Annotated in this window: 22 protein-coding genes; 9 read left to right on the top strand and 13 right to left on the bottom strand. The window is 60.1% G+C overall.

What is annotated here, in order from left to right:
• The first annotated feature begins 191 nt into the window (after nt 1–191).
• Both clpS and clpA read left to right on the top strand, forming a co-directional pair.
• The gene (clpS, locus tag KGA82_RS00400) at nt 192–554 is read left to right on the top strand and encodes an ATP-dependent Clp protease adapter ClpS (RefSeq protein WP_015094394.1); all 363 of its coding nucleotides are present in this window, start codon (nt 192–194) and stop codon (nt 552–554) included.
• A gap of 30 nt (nt 555–584) precedes the next feature.
• Complete coding sequence (clpA, locus tag KGA82_RS00395; protein ID WP_008033994.1) at nt 585–2,855, top strand: ATP-dependent Clp protease ATP-binding subunit ClpA; 2,271 nt, start codon at nt 585–587, stop codon at nt 2,853–2,855.
• Nucleotides 2,856–4,177: 1,322 nt separating this feature from the next.
• Here clpA and infA read toward each other — a convergent pair.
• The 4 genes from infA to trxB all read right to left on the bottom strand — a co-directional run bounded on the left by infA (nt 4,178) and on the right by trxB (nt 6,965).
• Nucleotides 4,178–4,396 (bottom strand): translation initiation factor IF-1, encoded by a 219-nt coding sequence (gene infA / locus KGA82_RS00390; protein WP_002553999.1) that lies wholly within the window; start codon nt 4,394–4,396, stop codon nt 4,178–4,180.
• 100 nt (nt 4,397–4,496) lie between these two features.
• Nucleotides 4,497–5,204, bottom strand: coding sequence for an arginyltransferase (locus tag KGA82_RS00385; protein ID WP_008029519.1), 708 nt, complete (start codon nt 5,202–5,204; stop codon nt 4,497–4,499).
• A gap of 56 nt (nt 5,205–5,260) precedes the next feature.
• Nucleotides 5,261–5,941, bottom strand: a complete 681-nt coding sequence (aat, locus tag KGA82_RS00380; RefSeq protein WP_008043823.1) for a leucyl/phenylalanyl-tRNA--protein transferase — start codon at nt 5,939–5,941, stop codon at nt 5,261–5,263.
• 64 nt (nt 5,942–6,005) lie between these two features.
• Nucleotides 6,006–6,965: a thioredoxin-disulfide reductase gene (gene trxB, locus KGA82_RS00375; RefSeq protein ID WP_008029514.1), complete on the bottom strand. Its 960-nt coding sequence runs from the start codon at nt 6,963–6,965 to the stop codon at nt 6,006–6,008.
• Nucleotides 6,966–7,260: 295 nt separating this feature from the next.
• Between trxB and KGA82_RS00370 the strand changes: the two genes are divergently transcribed.
• The 6 genes from KGA82_RS00370 to cysG all read left to right on the top strand — a co-directional run bounded on the left by KGA82_RS00370 (nt 7,261) and on the right by cysG (nt 14,883).
• A complete protein-coding gene (locus KGA82_RS00370) occupies nt 7,261–9,669 on the top strand; it encodes a DNA translocase FtsK (RefSeq protein WP_223449312.1) in 2,409 nt (802 codons plus the stop codon).
• Between the two features lie 65 nt (nt 9,670–9,734).
• A complete protein-coding gene (gene lolA / locus KGA82_RS00365; protein ID WP_223449310.1) occupies nt 9,735–10,358 on the top strand; it encodes an outer membrane lipoprotein chaperone LolA in 624 nt (207 codons plus the stop codon).
• Between the two features lie 137 nt (nt 10,359–10,495).
• Nucleotides 10,496–11,818, top strand: coding sequence for a replication-associated recombination protein A (locus tag KGA82_RS00360; RefSeq protein WP_223449308.1), 1,323 nt, complete (start codon nt 10,496–10,498; stop codon nt 11,816–11,818).
• A complete protein-coding gene (gene crcB, locus KGA82_RS00355; RefSeq protein ID WP_008029503.1) occupies nt 11,818–12,192 on the top strand; it encodes a fluoride efflux transporter CrcB in 375 nt (124 codons plus the stop codon). Before KGA82_RS00360 ends, crcB begins: the two co-directional genes overlap by 1 nt.
• A gap of 15 nt (nt 12,193–12,207) precedes the next feature.
• A complete protein-coding gene (gene serS, locus KGA82_RS00350) occupies nt 12,208–13,488 on the top strand; it encodes a serine--tRNA ligase (RefSeq protein ID WP_008043810.1) in 1,281 nt (426 codons plus the stop codon).
• Complete coding sequence (cysG, locus tag KGA82_RS00345) at nt 13,489–14,883, top strand: siroheme synthase CysG (protein ID WP_223449306.1); 1,395 nt, start codon at nt 13,489–13,491, stop codon at nt 14,881–14,883. It begins immediately after the preceding gene.
• Nucleotides 14,884–14,995: 112 nt separating this feature from the next.
• Here cysG and KGA82_RS00340 read toward each other — a convergent pair whose 3' ends face one another.
• The 9 genes from KGA82_RS00340 to KGA82_RS00300 all read right to left on the bottom strand — a co-directional run bounded on the left by KGA82_RS00340 (nt 14,996) and on the right by KGA82_RS00300 (nt 20,011).
• Nucleotides 14,996–16,003 carry a glutathione S-transferase family protein gene (locus KGA82_RS00340; protein ID WP_223449303.1) on the bottom strand — a complete coding sequence of 336 codons (1,008 nt, stop codon included), beginning with the start codon at nt 16,001–16,003 and terminating at the stop codon, nt 14,996–14,998.
• A gap of 90 nt (nt 16,004–16,093) precedes the next feature.
• Nucleotides 16,094–17,095 (bottom strand): glycosyl transferase family protein, encoded by a 1,002-nt coding sequence (locus tag KGA82_RS00335; RefSeq protein WP_207286703.1) that lies wholly within the window; start codon nt 17,093–17,095, stop codon nt 16,094–16,096.
• On the bottom strand, nt 17,092–17,427 hold the full coding sequence (locus KGA82_RS00330; RefSeq protein WP_008043792.1) for a TusE/DsrC/DsvC family sulfur relay protein: 336 nt from the start codon (nt 17,425–17,427) through the stop codon (nt 17,092–17,094). Before KGA82_RS00330 ends, KGA82_RS00335 begins: the two co-directional genes overlap by 4 nt.
• Nucleotides 17,424–17,717, bottom strand: coding sequence for a sulfurtransferase complex subunit TusB (tusB, locus tag KGA82_RS00325; protein ID WP_207286702.1), 294 nt, complete (start codon nt 17,715–17,717; stop codon nt 17,424–17,426). Before tusB ends, KGA82_RS00330 begins: the two co-directional genes overlap by 4 nt.
• Nucleotides 17,717–18,079, bottom strand: coding sequence for a sulfurtransferase complex subunit TusC (gene tusC, locus KGA82_RS00320; RefSeq protein ID WP_207286701.1), 363 nt, complete (start codon nt 18,077–18,079; stop codon nt 17,717–17,719). Before tusC ends, tusB begins: the two co-directional genes overlap by 1 nt.
• A gap of 1 nt (nt 18,080) precedes the next feature.
• On the bottom strand, nt 18,081–18,473 hold the full coding sequence (gene tusD / locus KGA82_RS00315; protein WP_223416604.1) for a sulfurtransferase complex subunit TusD: 393 nt from the start codon (nt 18,471–18,473) through the stop codon (nt 18,081–18,083).
• A 206-nt stretch (nt 18,474–18,679) separates the two neighbouring features.
• Nucleotides 18,680–19,384, bottom strand: coding sequence for a YoaK family protein (locus KGA82_RS00310; protein WP_008029486.1), 705 nt, complete (start codon nt 19,382–19,384; stop codon nt 18,680–18,682).
• A gap of 28 nt (nt 19,385–19,412) precedes the next feature.
• A complete protein-coding gene (locus KGA82_RS00305) occupies nt 19,413–19,742 on the bottom strand; it encodes a DUF6388 family protein (protein ID WP_008029485.1) in 330 nt (109 codons plus the stop codon).
• A gap of 20 nt (nt 19,743–19,762) precedes the next feature.
• Nucleotides 19,763–20,011: a hypothetical protein gene (locus tag KGA82_RS00300; RefSeq protein ID WP_008045271.1), complete on the bottom strand. Its 249-nt coding sequence runs from the start codon at nt 20,009–20,011 to the stop codon at nt 19,763–19,765.
• 161 nt (nt 20,012–20,172) lie between these two features.
• On the opposite strand from KGA82_RS00300, the gene KGA82_RS00295 reads away from it, so the two are divergent.
• Nucleotides 20,173–20,523: a hypothetical protein gene (locus tag KGA82_RS00295; RefSeq protein WP_008029480.1), complete on the top strand. Its 351-nt coding sequence runs from the start codon at nt 20,173–20,175 to the stop codon at nt 20,521–20,523.
• Nucleotides 20,524–20,531 lie beyond the last annotated feature (8 nt).

Here is a 20,531-nt window from a genome sequence, read left to right as displayed (position 1 = left end):
AGTATCATCCAGTACATCCGCAGTCGAATCCTGTAAATAAGATTGACTCCGCGGACCTTTTTTACCCACTGTGGGCTCTATTGGTTGTAACACCGTTTTGCCGATAGTCAAGGTGACCCGGCAGTCGGTATTGAAATCGTTCATAACCGTCCCCACTACTGTATTCGCACAACTGACGAACCTTTCTTTCCATGCATGCAATCAGCCAGATTCGACTAACATTCAATCAGGATCGCCCTGATTTACACGACGACGATTCCGCAGGCATTGCTGTTCAGGAGGCCAAGCCTGCTTTACAGGCGCCGCCGATGTACAAGGTGGTTTTGTTTAATGATGACTACACACCGATGGATTTCGTCGTCGAAGTGCTCGAGGTGTTTTTTAACCTGAATCGCGAGCTGGCGACCAAGGTCATGCTGGCCGTCCACACAGAAGGACGGGCAGTATGTGGAGTGTTTACCCGCGACATTGCCGAGACCAAGGCCATGCAGGTCAACCAGTACGCCAGGGAAAGCCAGCATCCGCTACTCTGTGAAATCGAGAAGGACGGTTAATCGCCGACCACTTGGGTATGAGGTGAAGCTATGTTAAACCGCGAGCTCGAAGTCACCCTCAATCTTGCCTTCAAGGAGGCCCGTTCGAAGCGTCATGAATTCATGACCGTCGAACATCTTCTGCTGGCCTTATTGGACAATGAGGCTGCCGCCACCGTTTTGCGTGCCTGCGGCGCCAACCTCGACAAACTCAAGCATGATCTGCAGGAGTTCATCGACTCCACCACGCCGTTGATCCCTATTCATGATGAGGATCGCGAGACCCAACCTACCCTGGGCTTCCAGCGTGTTCTGCAGCGTGCTGTTTTCCACGTACAGAGCTCGGGCAAACGCGAAGTGACTGGCGCCAACGTGCTGGTTGCGATCTTCAGTGAGCAAGAAAGTCAGGCAGTGTTCCTGCTGAAACAGCAGAGCGTTGCACGCATTGATGTCGTCAACTACATCGCACACGGCATTTCCAAAGTGCCGGGGCATGGCGATCACTCTGAAGGTGAGCAAGATATGCAGGACGACGAGGGCGGTGAGTCTTCTTCTTCAGGCAATCCTCTGGATGCTTATGCCAGTAACCTCAACGAACTCGCGCGCCAGGGTCGAATCGATCCGCTGGTAGGTCGTGAGCTCGAAGTCGAGCGCGTCGCGCAGATCCTCGCGCGTCGACGCAAAAACAACCCGCTGCTGGTGGGCGAGGCGGGCGTGGGTAAAACCGCGATTGCCGAAGGCCTGGCCAAGCGTATTGTCGACAACCAGGTGCCGGACCTGCTGGCCAACAGCGTGGTGTATTCCCTCGACTTGGGCGCCTTGCTGGCCGGGACCAAATACCGCGGCGATTTCGAGAAGCGCTTCAAGGCGTTGCTCAATGAACTGAAAAAACGTCCGCAGGCGATCCTGTTCATCGACGAAATCCACACCATCATCGGTGCGGGTGCCGCGTCCGGTGGCGTCATGGATGCCTCGAACCTGCTCAAGCCGCTGCTGTCGTCCGGTGACATCCGTTGCATCGGTTCGACCACCTTCCAGGAATTCCGCGGCATCTTCGAGAAGGACCGTGCCCTGGCACGACGCTTCCAGAAAGTCGATGTGTCGGAACCGTCGGTGGAAGACACCATCGGCATCCTGCGCGGCCTGAAAGGGCGTTTCGAGCTCCATCACAATATCGAATACAGTGATGAAGCCCTGCGCGCCGCTGCCGAACTGGCCTCGCGTTACATCAATGACCGGCACATGCCGGACAAGGCCATCGACGTGATCGACGAGGCGGGCGCCTACCAGCGTCTGCAGCCGATCGAGAAACGCGTGAAACGCATCGAAGTGCCTCAGGTCGAGGACATCGTCGCGAAAATCGCGCGGATTCCGCCAAAACACGTCACCAGCTCCGACAAAGAGCTGCTGCGTAACCTTGAGCGTGACCTGAAGCTGACGGTGTTTGGTCAGGATGCCGCAATCGACTCGCTGTCGACTGCGATCAAACTGTCCCGTGCCGGCCTCAAGTCGCCTGACAAGCCTGTCGGTTCGTTCCTGTTCGCAGGCCCGACCGGTGTCGGTAAAACCGAAGCGGCGCGTCAGTTGGCCAAGGCGTTGGGTATCGAGCTGGTTCGTTTCGACATGTCCGAGTACATGGAGCGCCACACCGTATCGCGTCTGATCGGTGCGCCTCCTGGCTACGTGGGGTTTGATCAGGGCGGTCTGCTGACCGAAGCTATCACCAAGCAGCCTCACTGCGTGCTGTTGCTCGATGAAATCGAGAAGGCGCATCCGGAAGTCTTCAACTTGCTGTTGCAGGTCATGGACCACGGTACGCTGACCGATAACAACGGGCGCAAGGCGGACTTCCGTAACGTGATCGTCATCATGACGACCAACGCCGGTGCCGAAACCGCCGCGCGTGCTTCGATCGGTTTCACCCATCAGGACCACTCGTCCGATGCGATGGAAGTGATCAAGAAGAGCTTCACGCCGGAGTTCCGCAACCGTCTGGACACCATTATCCAGTTTGGTCGCCTCAGTCATGAGGTCATCAAAAGCGTGGTGGACAAGTTCCTTACCGAGCTTCAGGCGCAGCTGGAAGACAAGCGCGTGCAGCTGGAAGTGACCGACGCGGCGCGCAGCTGGCTGGCGGCAGGTGGCTACGACTCGGCAATGGGCGCTCGGCCGATGGCGCGTTTGATCCAGGACAAGATCAAGCGTCCGCTGGCGGAAGAGATTCTCTTTGGCGAGCTGGCTGACCATGGTGGCGTGGTGCATATCGATCTGAAGGACGGCGAGCTGACCTTCGAGTTTGAAACCACGGCTGAAATGGCCTGACGGTTGTTGATCTGTTGTAAAGCGAAAGGCGCCTTCGGGCGCCTTTTTTGTTGTCTGCTTGGTTTGGGGGGGCAGATCCGTTTCTTCGGTAATGGCGGCTATTGGTTTCGCCCTTACGGCGAGTCACTTGGAGAAGCGCCAAGTAACCAAGCGCTCTTGCCCCTTTCGTTCGGTGGCTCGCTAATGCTCGCCATGCCCTCACTCCGGTCCTGCTCCGTGGGCCCGCCGCCATCGGCCATCCATGGCCGGGGGCGGCTAACCCGGCATCCATGCCGGGTTGCCCACTACGCAGAACCTGCGCTCGGCCTCTCGAGGGGGCGCTCAGATCAAAAGCTGAAGGCGAGCTAACGCTCGGCCTGATGAGTGGTGAAAATCAAAAGCAAACGCGATTCCCTGTAGGAGCCGGCTTGCCGGCGAAAATCGTCTGGACAACGCGTTCATTCAGACACCCCGCGTTATCGTTGACGTCCATCGCTGGCAAGCCAGCTCCTACAATTTTGAATCGTGTGAACCCAATCCCTTGTAGGAGCCGGCTTGCCGGCGAAAAGCGTTTGGGCGACGCGTTCATTCAGACAGCCCGCGTTATCGTTGACGTCCATCGCCAGCAAGCTGGCTCCTACAATTTTGAGTCGTGTGAACCCAATCCCTTGTAGGAGCCGGCTTGCCGGCGAAAAGCGTTTGGACAACGCGTTCATTCAGACAGCCCGCGTTATCGTTGACGTCCATCGCTGGCAAGCCAGCTCCTACCATTTTGAATCGTGTGAACCCAATCACCGTGTAGGAGCCGGCTTGCTGCGGGCGGCGTTCCGACGATAGCGGTGGGTCAGTCGACGCATGTATCGCCTGAAAGGACGCCATCGCCAGCAAGCCGGCTCCTACAGGGGATTGGTGTACATGTTCGGAATGAGTGAGCGCAGCAGTGAAGGACAACGCGGACAACTGCAGAGCCAGGTCGGCTTTCAGGCCGCCTCGGCGGCTGTGGCGGTGGTCGCCCCCTCGAGAGGCCGAGTGGAGGTTCTGCGCAGTGGGCAACCCGGCCATGGATGGCCGATGGCGGCGTGCCCACGGAGCAGGACCGGAGCGAGGGTATGGCGAGCCTTAGCGAGGCACCGAACGAAAGGGGCAAAAGCGCTTGGTTACTTGGCGCTTCTCCAAGTGACCCGCTGTAAAAGCGGAACCAATATCAGTCATCACCAAAAAAATGGATATACACACCAAACCAAACCAAACCAAACCAAACCAAACCAAGCCAAACCAAGCCAAACCAAATCGCAGACAAACAAAAACGCCCGGCAAAAGCCGGGCGTCTTGTATTGACTTGATTAGCGAGCGCGGTAAGTGATGCGCCCTTTGCTCAAGTCATAGGGCGTCAGCTCGACGCGCACTTTGTCACCGGTAAGAATACGAATGTAGTTCTTGCGCATCTTGCCGGAGATATGCGCGGTTACGACGTGCCCATTTTCCAACTCCACGCGAAACATGGTGTTGGGCAGGGTGTCGACGACAGTGCCTTCCATTTCGAAGCTGTCTTCTTTCGACATGCAGTAAAGCCCTCGGTGTCCAATGAATGGCCCGGTGCAACTGCGCCAGGCAAAAGCGGCGTGCATTGTGCCCGAAAAATGGGGTTTAAGCCAAGGGGTTCTAGTTCAGGATGACCCAGCGCTGATTAATCAACAGTTCGATCGGGCGATATTGGGTCTTGTAGCTCATTTTTTTGCAGTTCTTGATCCAGTATCCGAGGTAGACCGCTTCAAGCCCCAGGCGCTGGGCCTCGGCGATTTGCCAGAGAATCGCATAGCGCCCCAGGCTGCGGCGTTCTTCAGAGGGTTCGTAGAAGGTGTAGACCGCCGACAGACCGTTCGGCAGCAAGTCAGTGACCGCCACCGCCAACAGCTGGCCCTCCAGGCGAAATTCGTAGAAACGCGAAAATGGCAGGTCACGCACCAGGAAGGTCGAGAACTGGTCACGACTCGGCGGGTACATGTCGCCATCGGCATGGCGCTGTTCGATGTAGCGCTGATACAGGTCGAAGTACTCTTCGCTGAACTTCGGCTTGGTCGGGCGCACCTGCACGTCGGCATTGCGCTTGAAAATGCGTTTCTGCTGACGATTCGGCGAAAATTGCGCCACTGGAATGCGCGCAGGCACGCACGCATTGCAATTCTGGCAATGTGGCCGATAAAGATGATCGCCGCTGCGACGAAAACCCATTTCAGACAGGTCTGCATAGACATGCACATCCATGGGCTGGCTAGGGTCGAGGAACAGCGTTGTGGCCTGCTCCTCGGGCAGATAACTGCAAGAGTGGGGCTGAGTGGCATAAAACTTCAAACGCGCCAACTCGGTCATGATCAACCCTCGGTATAAGCTTTGAATTAAGTGTAAGCCACGCGCGCGAAAGTCGCTCAGCAAACCCAGGTGGCACGGCTGGGTTGGTCCAGATGCTGCGCAAGATAGCGGGCAAACTCGCGACGAGGAATGGCGCGGGCGCCCAGGCTGTGCAAATGATCGGTGGGCATCTGGCAGTCGATCAGCACGAAACCCGAGTCTTTCAGATGTTTGACCAGGGTGGCAAAGCCGAATTTGGAGGCGTTGTCGGCGCGGCTGAACATGGATTCGCCGAAAAACAACTGCCCCATCGCCAGGCCATAGAGCCCGCCGACCAGTTCCCCCTGATCCCAGACCTCCACCGAATGCGCGTAGCCCCGCTGGTGCAGCGCCAGGTAGGCGTTCTGCATCGCTTCGGTGATCCAGGTCCCGTCGGCATATTCGCGCGGTGCAGCGCACGCGCGAATGACCGCAGCAAAATCCTGATCAAAGGTCACTTGATAGCGTTGCTGACGCAGCAGCTTGCTGAGGCTGCGCGAGACATGCAGTTCGTCGGGAAACAGCACGGTACGCGGATCCGGCGACCACCAGAGAATCGGCTGGCCTTCCGAAAACCACGGAAAGCAGCCATGGCGATAGGCCTGAATCAGACGATCGGCGGACAGATCGCCGCCCGCAGCCAGCAATCCGTTGGGATCGCGCATGGCTTTTTCCAGCGGCGGGAAGGTCAGGGTGTTGCGTTGTAACCAAGTCAGCATGGCATCCGGGCTTACAGAAGGGGAGGGCAGTGGTGGGCGGTTGGGCCCACCGTGAAGTTTGCCGTCAAACGGCCGGAATGTCGTCGAGGTATTTCTCGGCGTCGAGTGCGGCCATGCAGCCGGCGCCGGCGGAAGTGACGGCCTGGCGATAAACATGGTCGGCCACATCACCGGCGGCGAACACGCCGGGGATCTCGGTGGCGGTGGCATCGCCTTCGCTGCCGCCTCTGATCAGCAGATAACCGTCACGCATTTTCAGCTGGCCTTCGAATAGTCCGGTATTGGGCTTGTGGCCAATGGCGATGAACACGCCGGCCACCGACAGCTCGCTGGTTTCGCCGCTGTGGCTTTCGCGCAGGCGGGCGCCGGTCACGCCGCTGGCGTCGCCCAGCACTTCATCGAGATTCTGGTTCCAGTGCAAACGGATATTACCGTTGGCGGCCTTTTCGAAGAGTTTGTCCTGAAGGATTTTCTCCGAGCGCAACTTGTCGCGTCGGTGGATCAAGTGGACTTCCTTGGCGATGTTGGACAAATACAACGCTTCTTCAACAGCGGTATTGCCGCCGCCGACTACGGCGACCACCTGATTGCGGTAGAAGAAGCCGTCGCACGTTGCGCAGGCCGAAACCCCTCTGCCGGCGAAGGCCTCTTCCGAGGGCAGACCCAGATACTGCGCCGAAGCGCCGGTGGCAATAATCAGTGCGTCGCACGTATAAGTGCCGCCGTCGCCGATAAGTTCGAACGGGCGCTGTTGCAACTTGGCTGTGTGGATGTGGTCGTAAACGATCTCTGTGTCAAAGCGCTCGGCGTGTTTTTGCATGCGTTCCATCAGTACCGGGCCGGTCAGGCCTTCGACGTCACCGGGCCAGTTGTCGACTTCGACGGTGGTGGTGAGCTGGCCACCTGCCTGTATGCCGGTAATGACCACAGGTTTGAGGTTGGCGCGGGCGGCATAAACCGCTGCACTGTAACCGGCAGGGCCGGAACCCAGAATGATCAGGCGGCAATGCTTGGATTCGCTCATAAAACACCTCATAAGCCTTTGTCACGAAAGAGAATGCGTGCTCAAATTGAATCGCAATCGGTGCGCCGTTAGCTATGCTGATCCATGGCCTGCCAGCATGGCATCGTACGTACAAACCCGTACAATGCGTGCCGGTCACTTGAATATTCAGTGCGCACCGTGTTTATAAAAACCGGAGTGCAGTGTTAAAAGTAGTCCCAGTTGCGCCGGTTAACTTTTTTACCTGCCTGGATTGGGCAGTTTTTTATAGTCATTCAACAGATGGACGCGCCATAGGCGCAGGAAAAGAAGCGTTTTGAAGAAATCCACCGCAGCACCTAAAACAGCCGTCGTTCCGCTCTGGCGCCAGCATTTGCACTACCGGCTCAAGGAAGGTGCATTGATCGCCATCGGCGGCCTGTGCCTGTTCCTGATGATGGCCTTGTTGACTTACGGCAAGGACGATCCGGGCTGGAGCCATAACAGCAAGATCGACGATGTTCAGAACTTTGGCGGACCGGTCGGCTCCTACAGTGCCGACATCCTGTTCATGGTGCTGGGTTACTTCGCCTACATTTTCCCGCTGTTGCTGGCGGTCAAGACCTACCAGATCTTCCGTCAACGCCACGAGCCGTGGCAGTGGAGCGGCTGGCTGTTTTCCTGGCGCCTGATCGGCCTGGTGTTCCTGGTGCTGTCGGGCGCGGCCCTGGCCCACATCCATTTCCATGCACCGACCGGTTTGCCGGCCGGCGCGGGCGGCGCGTTGGGCGAAAGCCTTGGCGACCTGGCCCGCAATGCGCTGAATATCCAGGGCAGCACCTTGCTGTTCATCGCGTTGTTCCTGTTCGGCCTGACGGTGTTCACCGACCTGTCGTGGTTCAAGGTGATGGACGTTACCGGCAAGATCACCCTCGACCTGTTCGAAGTGTTCCAGGGCGCGGCCAACCGCTGGTGGGCCGCCCGTGTCGAGCGCAAGCAGCTGGTTGCGCAGTTGCGTGAAGTCGATGATCGCGTGCATGAGGTGGTCGCACCGACCGTTACCGACAAGCGCGAGCAAGCCAAGGTCAAGGAACGCCTGATCGAGCGCGAGCAAGCCCTGAGCAAACACATGTCGGACCGCGAGAAGCAGGTCCCGCCGGTGATTGCCCCCGCGCCGCCGAAACCCGCCGCGCCAAGCCAGCGCGTGGAAAAAGAGAAACAGGCGCCGCTGTTCGTCGACAGCGCCGTCGAAGGCACCTTGCCGCCGATCTCGATTCTCGATCCCGCAGAAAAGAAACAACTCAATTATTCCCCGGAGTCGCTGGCAGCCGTCGGCCACTTGCTGGAAATCAAGCTCAAGGAATTCGGCGTCGAAGTCTCGGTGGATTCGATCCACCCGGGCCCGGTGATTACCCGTTACGAAATCCAGCCTGCCGCCGGGGTCAAGGTCAGCCGTATCGCCAACCTGGCGAAAGACCTGGCGCGTTCCCTGGCCGTGACCAGCGTGCGGGTGGTGGAAGTGATTCCGGGCAAGACCACCGTCGGTATCGAGATTCCCAACGAAGACCGGCAGATCGTGCGCTTCTCCGAAGTGCTCTCGACGCCTGAGTACGACAACTTCAAATCCCCGGTCACCCTGGCCCTGGGTCATGACATCGGCGGCAAGCCGGTCATCACCGACCTCGCCAAAATGCCGCACTTGCTGGTGGCCGGTACGACCGGTTCCGGTAAGTCGGTGGGTGTGAACGCGATGATTCTGTCGATCCTGTTCAAGTCCGGCCCGGAAGACGCCAAGCTGATCATGATCGACCCGAAAATGCTTGAGTTGTCGATCTACGAAGGCATTCCGCACCTGCTGTGCCCGGTCGTGACCGACATGAAGGACGCGGCCAACGCCCTGCGCTGGAGCGTGGCGGAGATGGAGCGTCGCTACAAACTGATGGCGAAGATGGGCGTGCGAAACCTGTCCGGCTTCAACGCCAAGGTCAAGGAAGCCCAGGACGCCGGAACGCCGCTGACCGATCCGCTGTACAAGCGCGAGAGCATTCACGACGAAGCGCCGCTGCTGACCAAGCTGCCGACCATTGTCGTGGTGGTCGACGAATTCGCCGACATGATGATGATCGTCGGCAAAAAGGTTGAAGAGCTGATCGCCCGTATCGCCCAGAAGGCCCGTGCCGCCGGTATCCACTTGATCCTCGCGACCCAGCGTCCGTCGGTTGACGTGATCACCGGTCTGATCAAGGCGAACATCCCGACGCGCATGGCGTTCCAGGTGTCGAGCAAGATCGACTCGCGGACCATCATCGACCAGGGTGGTGCCGAGCAGCTGCTGGGCCACGGTGACATGCTCTACATGCCGCCGGGCACCAGCCTGCCGATTCGTGTGCATGGCGCGTTCGTGTCCGATGACGAGGTACACCGGGTGGTGGAAGCCTGGAAACTGCGCGGTGCGCCGGAATACAACGATGACATCCTCGCCGGTGTCGAAGAGGCCGGTAGCGGCTTTGAGAATGGCGGTGGCGGCGGTGATGACGATGCTGAAACCGATGCGCTGTACGACGAAGCGGTGCAGTTCGTGCTGGAAAGCCGTCGCGCGTCCATCTCTGCGGTTCAGCGCAAGCTGAAGATCGGCTACAACCGCGCCGCACGCATGATCGAAGCCATGGAAATGGCCGGGGTCGTGACGTCCATGAACACCAACGGTTCGCGTGAAGTCCTGGCGCCTGGCCCGGTGCGCGACTGATTTGATTTGCAAGGATGGTGTGGTGACGCACCGTCCGAACTCCCACGAATGTTATGAGGACTCCCATGCGTCTTATCCGCATGCTGTTGCTGCCGGTTCTGGCTTTGACCACGCTCTCGGTCCACGCCGATGACAAGGACGTGGCACGTCTGACCCAACTCCTGGAAAAATCCCAGACCCTGACCGCACGCTTCTCGCAACTGACCCTTGATGGCAGCGGCACCCAGTTGCAGGAAACGGCCGGTGAAATGTCGCTGCAGCGCCCGGGCCTGTTTTACTGGCACACCGATGCGCCGGCCGAGCAAGTCGTGGTTTCCGACGGCAAGAAAGTGACCCTGTGGGACCCGGACCTGGAACAGGCCACCATCAAGACCCTCGACCTGCGTCTGAGCCAGACGCCGGCATTGTTGCTGTCCGGTGATGTGTCCAAGATCAGCCAGAGCTTCGCCATCAGCGCCAAGGAAGCCGGCGGGGTGATTGACTTCACCCTGAAGCCGAAATCCAAGGACACCCTGTTCGACAGCCTGCGCCTGTCGTTCCGCAATGGCCTGGTCAATGACATGCAACTGATCGACAGCGTCGGCCAGCGTACCAACATCCTGTTTACCGGCGTGAAGGCCAACGAGCCGATCCCGGCGTCGAAGTTCAAGTTCGACATCCCTAAAGGCGCAGACATCATCCAGGAATAAACCGCAGCCCCTTGTAGGAGCCGGCTTGCTGGCGATGGTGGGTCAGTCAACATCAATGTTGAATGATAAACAGCCATCGCCAGCAAGCCGGCTCCTACAGGTATTGCGGTGTTCATAGTGAGGTTTTATAGGCAGTGATGGACCTGTTTCGCAGCGCCCCGATAGCTCAGCCCTTGGCCGCCCGTTTGCGTGCGGCCAATCTGGACGAGTACGTCGGTCAGGAACACGTGCTCGCTCGCGGCAAGCCTTTGCGCGAAGCGCTGGAGCAGGGTGCGCTGCATTCGATGATTTTCTGGGGCCCGCCGGGCGTGGGCAAAACCACCCTGGCGCGGTTGCTGGCGGAAGTCTCGGATGCGCACTTCGAAACGGTCTCGGCTGTATTGGCCGGCGTGAAGGAAATCCGCCAGGCGGTGGAAATCGCCAAGCAACAGGCCGGTCAATACGGCAAACGCACCATCCTGTTCGTCGACGAAGTGCACCGCTTCAACAAGTCGCAGCAGGACGCCTTCCTGCCCTACGTCGAAGATGGCACGCTGATTTTCATCGGCGCGACCACGGAAAACCCCTCGTTCGAACTCAATAACGCCTTGCTCTCCCGGGCGCGCGTCTACGTGCTCAAAAGCCTCGACGAAGCGGCGCTGCGCAAACTGGTGCATCGTGCGCTCACCGAAGAGCGTGGCCTGGGCAAACGGCAACTGAGCCTCAGCGATGAAGGCTTTCAGATGCTGCTGTCCGCCGCCGATGGCGATGGTCGGCGCTTGCTCAACCTGCTGGAAAACGCCTCGGACCTTGCCGAAGACAACAGCGAAATCGGCGTCGATCTGCTGCAAAGTCTTTTGGGCGATACCCGTCGCCGATTCGACAAGGGCGGCGAAGCGTTTTACGACCAGATTTCCGCGCTGCATAAATCGGTGCGCGGCTCCAATCCGGACGGCGCGTTGTACTGGTTTGCACGGATGATCGATGGCGGTTGCGATCCGCTGTACCTCGCCCGGCGCGTGGTGCGCATGGCCAGCGAAGACATCGGCAACGCCGACCCCCGCGCCTTGAGCCTGTGCCTGGCCGCGTGGGAAGTGCAGGAACGCCTCGGCAGCCCGGAAGGCGAGTTGGCGGTGGCCCAGGCCATCACCTATCTGGCCTGCGCGCCGAAAAGCAATGCGGTGTACATGGGTTTCAAAGCCGCGATGCGCAGCGCCACCGAACACGGTTCGCTGGAAGTGCCGTTGCACCTGCGCAACGCCCCGACCAAGCTGATGAAGCAACTCGGTTACGGCGACGAGTACCGTTATGCCCACGATGAACCGGATGCCTACGCCGCCGGCGAAGACTACTTCCCCGAAGAGCTTGAGCCGCAACCGTTCTATCAGCCAGTGCCGCGAGGCCTGGAGCTGAAGATCGGCGAGAAGCTCAATCACCTCGCGCAACTTGACCGTTTAAGCCCCCGGCAGCGGAGAAAATAGTGCTTCCATTGATTGTTGCGGTTTCCGTCGGCGGGGTCGCTGGCACGCTGTTGCGCTTCGCCACCGGCAACTGGGTCAATGCTAATTGGCCACGGCACTTCTATACCGCGACGCTGGCCGTTAATATCGTCGGCTGTTTGCTGATCGGCGTTCTATACGGTCTGTTTTTGATTCGCCCGGAGGTGCCTTTCGAAGTGCGCGCCGGGCTGATTGTCGGCTTCCTCGGGGGGCTGACGACTTTTTCATCCTTTTCACTGGATACGGTGCGCCTGCTGGAAAGCGGGCAGGTGCCACTGGCCCTGGGCTATGCTGCCATCAGCGTATTCGGCGGGCTGCTCGCCACCTGGGCCGGCCTGTCCTTGACCAAACTTTGATAACGAGAGACCGACATGCTCGATTCCAAACTGTTACGTAGCAACCTTCAGGACGTAGCGGACCGCCTGGCATCCCGTGGCTACACGCTGGATGTTGCGCGCATCGAAGCGCTGGAAGAACAGCGCAAGACCGTCCAGACCCGCACCGAAGCACTGCAGGCTGAACGTAATGCGCGCTCCAAATCCATCGGTCAGGCCAAGCAGCGCGGCGAAGACATCGCGCCGTTGATGGCGGACGTCGAGCGCATGGCCAACGAATTGAGCGCCGGCAAAGTCGAGCTGGACGGGATTCAGACAGATCTGGATTCGATCCTGCTCGGCATCCCGAACCTGCCGCACGAATCCGTGCCAATCGGCGATGACGAAGACGGCAACGTTGAAGTGCGCCGCTGGGGCACCCCGACCGCGTTCGATTTCCCGGTCCAGGACCACGTCGCCCTAGGCGAGAAATTCGGCTGGCTGGACTTCGAAACCGCCGCCAAGCTGTCCGGCGCGCGTTTCGCCTTGCTGCGTGGCCCGATCGCCCGTCTGCACCGCGCCCTGGCGCAGTTCATGATCAACCTGCACACCAGCGAGCACGGTTACGAAGAGGCCTACACGCCTTATCTGGTCCAGGCGCCGGCGCTGCAAGGCACCGGTCAATTGCCGAAATTCGAAGAAGACCTGTTCAAGATCGCTCGCGAAGGCGAGGCCGATCTGTACTTGATCCCGACCGCTGAAGTGTCGCTGACCAACATCGTCGCCGGCGAAATCGTCGATTCGAAACTGCTGCCGATCAAGTTCGTCGCCCATACGCCGTGCTTCCGCAGTGAAGCCGGTGCGTCGGGTCGCGATACCCGCGGCATGATTCGCCAGCACCAGTTCGACAAGGTCGAGATGGTCCAGATCGTTGAGCCATCGACCTCGATGGAAGCGCTGGAAGGCCTGACCGCCAACGCCGAGAAAGTCCTGCAATTGCTGGAACTGCCTTATCGCACCCTTGCGCTGTGCACCGGCGACATGGGCTTCAGCGCCGTCAAGACCTACGACCTGGAAGTGTGGATCCCGAGCCAGGACAAATACCGCGAGATTTCGTCGTGCTCCAACTGCGGCGATTTCCAGGCCCGTCGCATGCAAGCGCGTTTCCGCAACCCGGAAACCGGCAAGCCTGAACTGGTTCACACCCTGAACGGTTCCGGTCTGGCGGTCGGTCGTACCCTCGTTGCCGTGCTGGAAAACTACCAGCAGGCCGACGGTTCGATCCGTGTGCCGGACGTGCTGAAACCGTACATGGGTGGCCTCGAGGTCATCGGCTAAATGGACTATCTGCCGCTGTTTCACAACCTTCGCGGCAGTCGTGTGTTGGTCGTCGGTGGGGGGGAAATTGCCTTGCGCAAATCCCGCCTGCTGGCCGAAGCCGGTGCGCTGCTGCGGGTGGTTGCGCCTGAAATCGAACCGCAACTGCGCGAACTCGTTGCCGGCAGCGGTGGCGAGTGCCTGCTGCGCGGCTACGTCGAAGCGGATCTGGACGGCTGCGGGCTGATCATTGCCGCCACCGATGATGAACCGCTGAATGCACAAGTCTCCGCTGATGCTCATTGGCGTTGCGTGCCGGTCAACGTGGTGGATGCGCCAGCCTTGTGCAGCGTGATCTTCCCGGCAATCGTCGACCGTTCGCCACTGATCATCGCGGTTTCCAGTGGCGGCGATGCGCCGGTGCTGGCGCGGTTGATCCGCGCCAAGATCGAAACCTGGATTCCTTCCACCTATGGTCAACTGGCCGGTCTGGCTGCGCGTTTTCGCAGTCAGGTCAAAGGCCTGTTTCCGGATGTACAGCAGCGTCGGGCGTTCTGGGAAGATGTGTTCCAGGGCCCGATTGCCGACCGGCAACTGGCCGGGCAGGGCGCTGAAGCCGAGCGCATGATGCAGGCGAAAATCAGCGGTGAAGCGCCGGTTGCCACGGGTGAGGTGTACCTGGTCGGTGCCGGGCCGGGTGATCCAGACCTGTTGACCTTCCGCGCCTTGCGCCTGATGCAGCAAGCCGATGTGGTGCTGTATGACCGGTTGGTGGCGCCGGCGATTCTCGATTTGTGCCGTCGTGATGCCGAGCGGGTCTACGTCGGCAAGCGTCGCGCCGATCACGCCGTGCCGCAGGATCAGATCAACCAGCAACTGGTGGACCTGGCCAAACAGGGCAAGCGCGTCGTGCGGTTGAAGGGCGGTGATCCGTTCATCTTCGGCCGTGGCGGTGAAGAGATCGAAGAACTGGCGGCCCATGGCATCCCGTTCCAGGTGGTGCCGGGCATCACGGCGGCCAGCGGTTGCGCGGCGTACGCCGGGATTCCGCTGACCCACCGCGATTACGCGCAGTCGGTGCGATTTGTCACCGGGCACCTGAAGGACGGCTCCACCGATTTGCCGTGGGGTGACCTGGTTGCGCCGGCGCAAACCCTGGTGTTCTACATGGGGCTGGTGGGCTTGCCGATCATTTGCGAGCAGTTGATCAAGCATGGTCGCGCAGCGGATACGCCGGCGGCGTTGATTCAGCAGGGCACCACGGTGAATCAGCGGGTGTTTACCGGCACCTTGGCCGATCTTCCACGGCTGGTAGCGGAGCATGAAGTGCATGCACCGACGCTGGTGATTGTTGGGGAAGTGGTGCAGTTGCGCGAGAAACTGGCGTGGTTTGAGGGTGCTCAGGCGCAAGTCTAGAGACCGCGTCGCCTTCTTCGCGGGCAAGCCTCGCTCCTACAGGGAACGTACAAATCCCTGTAGGAGCGAGGCTTGCCCGCGAAGAGGCCCTCAAATTTATACGAGGTTCAAATCAGGCGCTGTTCTTGCGCCAAACCCCTTTCCCGCTCAACCGCGCCCGATCATGCGCCACGGTAAAGTCCTGCTCCGGCCCCTTCGGCACAACCCCGGTCGGGTTAATGGTCTTGTGGCTGCCATAGTAGTGGTTCTTGATGTGCTGAAAATCCACCGTCTCGGCAATACCCGGCCACTGATAAATCTCGCGCAGCCAGTTCGACAGGTTCGGATAATCGGCAATCCGCCGCAGGTTGCACTTGAAGTGCCCGTGGTAAACCGCATCAAAGCGGATCAGCGTGGTAAACAGGCGAATGTCCGCTTCGGTCAGGTATTCGCCCACCAGATAACGATTGGCGTCTAACAGCTGTTCCAGTCGATCCAGTTCCGCAAACAACCCGTCAAACGCCTCTTCATAAGCCGTCTGCGATGTCGCGAACCCGGCGCGGTACACGCCGTTGTTCACCGCCGGATAAATCCGCTCATTCAACGCATCGATCTCGCCGCGCAATGGCGCCGGATAGAAATCCAGGTCATTGCCGGTCAAGTCATCGAGTGCGCCGTTGAACATGCGGATGATCTCCGCCGATTCATTGTTGACGATGCGATTCTGCTGCTTGTCCCAGAGCACCGGCACAGTGACGCGACCCGTGTAGTCGACGGTGTCGGCGGTATAGCGCTGGTGCATGAAGTTGAAGTGATCGAGCTTGTCGCCGGTCGAGCCGAAGTGCTTGTCGAAGGTCCAGCCGTTTTCCAGCATCAGCCAACTGACCACCGACACGTCGATCAGGCTTTCAAGGCCTTTGAGTTTGCGCAGGATCAGCGTGCGATGCGCCCACGGACAGGCGAGCGATACGTAGAGGTGATAACGACCCGCCTCGGCGGCAAAGCCACCCACACCGGTCGGGCCTGGCGTGCCGTCGGCCGTCAGCCAGTTTCGACGCTGCGCCTGTTCGCGCTGGAACGCGCCGTCCTTGCTGCTTTCGTACCACTGGTCATGCCAGCGACCTTCGACTAACAAACCCATGTTCAAGACTCCTCAACCGATAAGCGTTGGAGAAGAGTCTATTCCGATAGGTTCGATAAAAAAGCGCAAAGGTTGGGCGCTTATGATCGGTTAAATCGATCTGTCCCGTGCGTCCCAATATTTCTGGGCTGTTTCGAAGGCGATCTCGCGAGGTTGGCCGAGGCCGCGTAGTGCGAGGGCCATGGTCGAGATCAGCGCCATTTGCGGATAACTGTCGACCACGTCACCGCGCCATACGGCTTTCAAATGTTCGGGATCGAGAGAGGCGGGTTTGACATGGCGTTGTGCCGACAACTGCGGCCATTCCTCATCCCAGCTCTCGCCGCCGGTGGTGCCGTACAAGTGGCTGTCGGTGTCGGGGTTGATCTCGATCTCGCCGCCATCGCCCTTGACCACGATCGCGGTGTCGCCGAGCAAGCCGCTGGCATCGCGATGCACCGCCTGGTAGCCAGGGTGGAAAATGCTTTGCAGGCCGCAGCGGGCGTTCAACGGATTGAGAATGCGCGTCAGGGAGTGGATCGGCGAGCGCAGGCCCAAGGTGTTGCGCAGGTCGATCATGCGTTGCAGTTGCGGGGCCCAATCCACCAGCGGCATGAACGCCAGGCCGCCGTTATCGAGCGCCGAGCCGACTTGTTGCCAGTTGCGGCACAACGGGATCTTCAGCTCATCCAGCAGTTGCTCGCTGTACAGCCGCCCGGCCGTATGTGCGCCGCCGCCGTGCATGAAAATCCGCACGCCGTTTTGCGCCAGGCACTTGGCTGCCAGCAGATACCACGGCAGATGGCGTTTCTTGCCGGCGTAGGTTGGCCAATCCAGATCGACATTCAAGGCCGGTGGTTGCAAGCGCTCACGCAGGGCTTCGGTGAAGCCGGCCATTTCCTCGGCGCTTTCTTCCTTGTGCCGCAGCAGCATCAGAAATGCACCGAGCTGAGTGTCTTCGACCTTATCGTCGAGCACCATGCCCATGGCTTCGCGGGCTTCCTCACGGGTCAGGTCGCGGGCGCCACGCTTGCCTTTGCCGAGGATCCGCACGAATTGGGCGAAGGGGTGTTCGGCGGGTGTTTCTAGAGTCAGCACTGGATAATCGGTCATAAGCAATTCGTCGGTTTGGGCAGGCCCGCCAGTTTCGCGGCGAGTTTGGCAGGGGTGCCTTTGAACAGTCGGTTCAGGTGCAGGCTGTTGCCTTTTTCCGGGCCGAGCTTCAATGCTGTGTACTTGATCAGCGGACGCGTCGCCGGGGACAGCTGGAATTCGGCGTAGAAGCTGCGCAGCAATTCGAGGATTTCCCAGTGTTCGGGGCTCAACTCGATGTCTTCGGCAGCGGCGAGGGCGCTGGCCACGTCGGCGGACCAGTCGCTCAGTTCAACCAGGAAACCGTCCTTGTCCAACTCGATGGCGCGGGCGCCGACCGTCAGTGCATTCATAACCAGCTGTTGACCTTGTCGTAGTGAATCGACAGTTCGACGAAGGCGGGATAATCGATCGCCTTGGCCGTATCCGGAACCTCCACCGCACGAGCCTGGGCGTCTTCGGCCAACACGAACAGCGTCGGGTTACCGGCAATCAGTGCGTTGAAGGGCGCGGTGCCCGGTTGCAACGCATACACCGCGTCACCGGTCAGCAGCAGCGCATCGTTCGCGCCGATCAGGCGCAGGCAACTGCTCAGGCGGTCGTCGCCGAACGGGGAATGAGACAACACATGCAAAGTCGACATCAGAGGGTGATCACCTGGTCGTAACGGTCAATAAGGGCGGTGATTTCGCGGGCGGCCAGCACCTGGGCTTCTGCCAGCGACAAGCTGTCCGGGGCCAGGCCGCGTTCAGCGGCGCTGTCGCCACAGACGAACAGGTCTTCGACGCCGAACATCGGCAACGCTTGCAGGTTGGCGCTCAAGTCTTTTTGTTGCAGGGCCTTGGCGTCCTGTTTCGGCGCGAGCTGGAACACCCCGTCATCAAGAAACAGCAGGCCGATCGGCAGGTCGAAGGCACCGCCGGCCAGCACGATGTCCAGTGCTTCACGTGCGCTCGGCCCGGACCACGGCGCCTGACGGCTGATAATCAGCAAGGATTTAGGCATGTCACGCACCTCCGAAACAGATCAGTCGGTCGGCGTCCTGCACCGCGTCATGCAACTGACCGAGACCGGACAATTCCCACGGCGCGCCGACGGCGACCGCTTCGCGCTGATAACGCTGGGCTTCTTCGTCGTTCAAAACGCCACGACGCAGGGCGGCGGCGATGCAGACGACACCGTCCAGTTGATGTTCGGCCACAAAGGCGCGCCATTGCTTGGGCAGGTCCAGTTCATCCTGCGGCGTGACCACGCTGGCGGACGCGTTGTAGACGCCATCCTGATAGAAAAACAGCCGGACAATCTCATGCCCGCCGGCCAGCGCAGCCTGGGCGAACAACAAGGCACGGCGCGAGGAGGGCGCATGGGCGGCGGAAAACAGCGCGATGGCGAACTTCATGACGGACTCGATCAGCGAAACTGCGGCCATGATAAGGCGTGGACCGAGTTGTCGCCATCGTCGGATCGCCGCCCGCAGCAAGCCGGCTCCTACAGGATCTGTGTCTTATGCAAGACCGCGGCCCACCGCATACCCCTTGTAGGAGCCGGCTTGCTGGCGATGGCGGCCTGCCAGGCAGCCTCAAGGTTCCGGATGTACACCCGAGTTCAACGCGGCATATACCCCAACTGCCAACGCCGTGGAATCCTCAACGACAGCACGCCAAGCGCCCCCGCCAGCAACCCGCTGACAAACAACGCCCTGAGTCCAAGATGATGCTCCAGCACAGCCCCCAGCACCGCGCCGGCAAACATTCCGGTCCAGGGGATCAGCTGCACCCGCCAGCCATTGCGCCGCTCGCCGAGCATCCAGCGTCCCAGGCCGCGACCGAAGCGCGACAGGGCGCCCGTCACGTAAGTCAGGCCCACCGGCAGTCCATTCACTTCTTCGACGGCGGCATTGAGCATGCCCATCGCGATGATCGCCGCCAGCAGCGCCGGCAATTGTTCGTCATAAGGCCAGGCCGCCGCCGCACACAGCAACATGGCGATGCACAACAGCAAGGGCAGCGCGCGGCGCCCACCGACACGGCTGACGACAATGCCCAAGGCGTTGCCGAGGATGAACGTGGCCACGAGCAGCAGCAGGCGCAGGGTCAGGCCCATGTCGCCGTCGCTGATCGCCACGGCGAGGCGGGTGGTGTTGCCGCTCATGAAGGAGACGAAATCGCCGCTGGCCATGAAGCCGATAGCGTCGGTCATGCCGGCGAGTACCGAGAGTGCGGCCACCAGTGACAGGCCGATGCGGCCGCGCCATTTCTGAGTGTGCAGATGCCCCGGACTGGCGCGGGTCGTGGAGGACGAAGGCAGCATCGGTGGCGGGATCCTTGTGCGGCGACGGTTATGGGATCAGACCATATAACTCGCAATACTCCAGCCAGTCCATCCCCGCCATCTCGGCCACTTCCCGGTGTACGTTCAGGCGTTGAGCTTCGTAGTCCTCCGGTGTCGCGGCGGTCAGTTGCAGGGTCAGCTCCCAGGCAAACAACCCCAGGCGTTCGGCCTCGGCTTCGAACGCTTCATGCAAGCGCTCGTCGCGAAACTGCGCTGCGGTTTCGCCCTTGGCCTGAGCCAGCAGCGGGTTGAGGTTGTCGAGTTCGTGGCGCAGTTCAGGTCGCTCATCGAGAAACTTCTGCAGCGCCTGCTCGTGTTGCTGTTCGGTTGCCGCCATGGTCGCTCCTTGAGAATGGGTTACACGGACTGCTTCTTGCTGGCCTTGGCCGCTGCGGCCAGGCATTCGAGGGCAAACTGCTCGCAGTAGGTCATCTGGATCGGCGTGGTTTCGCCCTTGACGGTGCGTTCGCCGTCGAGGATGTAACGGATCCGCTTGTCGGTGACGCCGATTCGCTTGGCGATCCAGGAAGGCGTCTGGCCGATCTGGCTGATCAGCTTGTCGGCATATTCAGCGGTCGGTTTGTAGAATTCGGCGTTGGGTGTCATGGACGTTCCAGAAAAAATGAGCCCGAAAACAGGGGCGATGCAGCGGTTGGCGCGACAGGGTGCGCGAATCGTTGCGCGGTGTCGCGGTATAAATGAAGTAAAGCAGAACGATACGCCGGCCCACGGTGATACAGTCCGCTTTTTCTTGATGAGCACACGCAATGCGAATTCTGATGGTGGCGCTGGCCGCAACGTTGCTGGCGGGATGCGCCGGTTCGGTGATGAACGATGCCCGCACGGGCACCCCGTACAAAACCCTGACTTCGGACAAACCGGAAAAAGTCGTCGCCCAGTGCGTGCAGTTTGCCTGGCAGGACGAGGCGGTATTCGGCGTCGATGCGGGCGCGTATTTGCAGCCGGGCAAGAAGGGCGGGTCTACCGTTTACACGCGTTCGGCGGAGTCCTTTGTGGACGTGACCACCGATGCGTCAGGGACGGCGTTGAGTTACTACGCGCAGCATGACGACTTTGTCGCCAAGCGCCGTTTGGCGGCGCTGGCTACCTGCCTCTGATCTTTTGA

This window comes from Pseudomonas sp. BF-RE-22 (assembly GCF_019956155.1).
Taxonomy (GTDB): domain Bacteria; phylum Pseudomonadota; class Gammaproteobacteria; order Pseudomonadales; family Pseudomonadaceae; genus Aquipseudomonas; species Aquipseudomonas migulae.
This window is presented reverse-complemented; position numbering and strand designations above follow the sequence as displayed.